Consider the following 2,903-nt stretch of genomic DNA (forward strand, 5'->3'; position numbering starts at 1 on the left):
AGAACGAAGCTAACAACGGCCTGAAAAACACCCGTGGCACCCTGGCAATGGCTCGTACCAACGATCCACACTCTGCCACCGCCCAGTTCTTCATCAACGTGGTTGATAACGACTTCCTGAACTTCCGTGCAGAAAACGCCCAGGGTTGGGGTTACTGCGTATTTGCCGAAGTGGCAGAAGGCATGGACGTGGTCGAGAAGATCAAAGCGGTAAAAACTGGCCGCAGCGGCATGCACCAGGATGTCCCGGTTGAAGACGTGGTGATCACCAGCGTTACCGTCAGCGAGTAATCGCGGCTGCATGAGCACGCTGTTCATCGCAGACCTGCATCTATACGCACAGGAACCGGCAATGACTGCCGGTTTTCTGCGTTTTTTGCAGCGTGAAGCCGTACACGCCGATGCGTTATACATCCTGGGCGATCTGTTTGAAGCCTGGATTGGTGATGACGACCCCGAGCCATTGCATCGTGAAATTGCCGCCGCACTAAAGGCGTTGCATCAGGCCGGAGTGCCCTGCTACTTCATCCACGGCAACCGCGATTTCCTGTTGGGTAAACGCTTTGCCAAACAGAGCGGTATGATCCTGTTACCGGAAGAGCAGGTCGTCGAACTGTATGGCCGTAAGATCCTGATCCTGCATGGCGATACCTTGTGTACCGACGATCAGGCCTATCAAGAATTCCGCAAGAAAGTTCATAATACCTGGATCCAACGTGCTTTTCTGGCGCTCCCTCTGCGCTGGCGGTTGAAGATTGCAGCCAAAATGCGTGCTCGCAGCCAGCAAAGCAATCAATACAAATCCACCGCGATTATGGACGTCAACCCGCAGGCCGTTGAGCAGGCCATGTTGCGCCACAACGTTCACTGGATGATCCACGGCCACACCCATCGCCCAGCAGTCCATCCGCTGGCATTACCTAACGGTGAAGCCCATCGCGCCGTGTTGGGAGCCTGGCATACACAAGGCTCAATGATTAAAGTCACGGCAGATGCCGTCGAGCTGATCGAATTCCCCTTCTAGGCCGTTTTCCTGCTTTTGAGGGTAAAAACCGTCGACGCAACCGTTTTCCTCGCCTTGTACCCATGATATGCTCTACGCCCTCATACGGCATGCCAGCCGACGTTTGTCCACATCACAGGAGCCATGCACTCATGGGAGCCACCGCTACTTCAGCCGCCAACGCTGGGGTTAAAATCGCAATCGTAATGGGTTCAAAAAGTGACTGGGCCACTATGCAGTCCGCGGCCGAAGTTCTGACCACGCTGGATGTCCCGTTCCATGTCGAAGTTGTCTCCGCCCACCGCACGCCGGATAAACTGTTCAGCTTTGCCGAACACGCCAGCGCTATGGGTTTTGACGTGATCATCGCCGGTGCCGGTGGTGCTGCACATCTGCCAGGCATGTTGGCGGCCAAAACGCTGGTTCCAGTGCTGGGCGTGCCGGTACAAAGCGCCGCCTTGAGCGGTGTCGATAGCCTGTATTCCATCGTGCAGATGCCACGTGGTATTCCGGTTGGCACGCTCGCCATCGGTAAAGCCGGTGCGGCCAACGCCGGGTTGTTGGCAGCACAAATCCTGGCGTTGCACGATGCCAGGCTGGCACAACGGTTGGCGCAGTGGCGTCAGGCCCAGACCGACGAGGTGCTGAACCACCCGGATCCACGGGAGGACGCATGAAGCCGGTTTGCGTACTGGGTAACGGCCAGTTAGGGCGTATGCTGCGTCAGGCCGGTGAGCCGTTGGGGATTGCGGTTTATCCTGTCGGTCTGGATGCCGAGCCGGAAGCGGTGCCCTATCAAAATGCGGTGATCACCGCAGAAATCGAGCGCTGGCCAGAAACCGCCCTGACCCGCGAACTGGCAACTCACAATAACTTCGTCAACCGCGATATCTTCCCGCGTTTGGCCGATCGCCTGACTCAAAAACAGCTTCTCGATCAACTTCATCTGGCCACCGCGCCTTGGCAATTGCTGGCAAATGCTAGCGAATGGCCGCAGGTTTTTGCCACCTTGGGTGAGTTGGCGATCGTTAAACGCCGCGTTGGCGGTTACGACGGCCGTGGCCAGTGGCGTTTACGCCCGGGCCAAGAGGCTGAGTTACCGGCGGATAACTATGGCGAATGCATTGTCGAGCAGGGGATTAATTTCTCTGGCGAAGTGTCGTTGGTGGGTGCCCGTGGCCACGACGGCCAGTCGGTATTCTATCCGCTGACTCACAACCTGCACGAAGAAGGCATTCTGCGTACTAGCGTAGCGCTGCCACAGCCCAATCCGGCGTTGCAGCAGCAGGCCGAGCAGATGTTGGCTGCGATCCTCGATGAGTTGAACTACGTGGGCGTGATGGCGATGGAGTGCTTTATCGTCGGCGACAGCCTGTTGATCAACGAGCTGGCTCCGCGTGTCCACAACAGTGGCCACTGGACGCAGAACGGCGCTTCCATCAGCCAGTTTGAGCTGCATTTACGTGCCATCCTGGGGCTGCCGCTGCCTAAGCCGGTGGTGAATACGCCTTCGGTGATGGTCAACCTGATCGGCACGGCGGTGGATCAGCAATGGCTGGCCCTGCCGCTGGTGCACTTGCATTGGTATGAGAAAGAGGTGCGCGAGGGGCGTAAAGTAGGTCACCTGAATCTCAACGATCCCGATGCCGCCTCTTTGCAACAGGCGTTGCAGGCGTTAGCGCCGCTGCTGCCAGCCGAGTACCAAAGTGGCTTGGTCTGGGCACAACAAAAGCTTGGGTGAACTTGTGGGGTGATAGGCCTTTAATCACGGTGTATACCCCTCACCCTAACCCTCTCCCACAGGGAGAGCAGCTGTGTTTAAAGTCAACGGGTGATGATTAATTTGTCACCCATTTTTTATTATCCCGTAGCATCGCATTCAGGATGGTTAGCAGCTTTCT

At 56.9% G+C, this 2,903-nt stretch carries 4 protein-coding genes; all 4 read left to right on the plus strand.

Annotated elements, in window-relative coordinates; all coding sequences use genetic code 11:
- On the plus strand, positions 1–290 hold a 290-nt coding region (locus tag ACLQ7H_RS24105; protein WP_411754850.1), incomplete at its 5' end, for a peptidylprolyl isomerase.
- A 10-nt stretch (positions 291–300) separates the two neighbouring features.
- Positions 301–1,023 (plus strand): UDP-2,3-diacylglucosamine diphosphatase, encoded by a 723-nt coding sequence (locus ACLQ7H_RS24110; protein ID WP_411754851.1) that lies wholly within the window; start codon positions 301–303, stop codon positions 1,021–1,023.
- 131 nt (positions 1,024–1,154) lie between these two features.
- The gene (gene purE / locus ACLQ7H_RS24115) at positions 1,155–1,679 is read left to right on the plus strand and encodes a 5-(carboxyamino)imidazole ribonucleotide mutase (protein WP_411754852.1); all 525 of its coding nucleotides are present in this window, start codon (positions 1,155–1,157) and stop codon (positions 1,677–1,679) included.
- Entirely contained in the window at positions 1,676–2,743 is a 1,068-nt protein-coding gene (gene purK, locus ACLQ7H_RS24120) for a 5-(carboxyamino)imidazole ribonucleotide synthase (protein WP_411754853.1), read from the plus strand. Before purE ends, purK begins: the two co-directional genes overlap by 4 nt.
- Positions 2,744–2,903 lie beyond the last annotated feature (160 nt).

Origin of the sequence: Serratia sp. (in: enterobacteria) (assembly GCF_046715635.1) — a bacterium.
Classification (GTDB): Bacteria; Pseudomonadota; Gammaproteobacteria; order Enterobacterales; family Enterobacteriaceae; genus Chania.

Coding starts and splice junctions, on each gene's coding strand:
- ACLQ7H_RS24110 (WP_411754851.1), top strand. CDS start 301: ATGAGCACGCTGTTCATCGCAGACCTGCATCTATACGCACAGGAACCG.
- purE (WP_411754852.1), top strand. CDS start 1,155: ATGGGAGCCACCGCTACTTCAGCCGCCAACGCTGGGGTTAAAATCGCA.
- purK (WP_411754853.1), top strand. CDS start 1,676: ATGAAGCCGGTTTGCGTACTGGGTAACGGCCAGTTAGGGCGTATGCTG.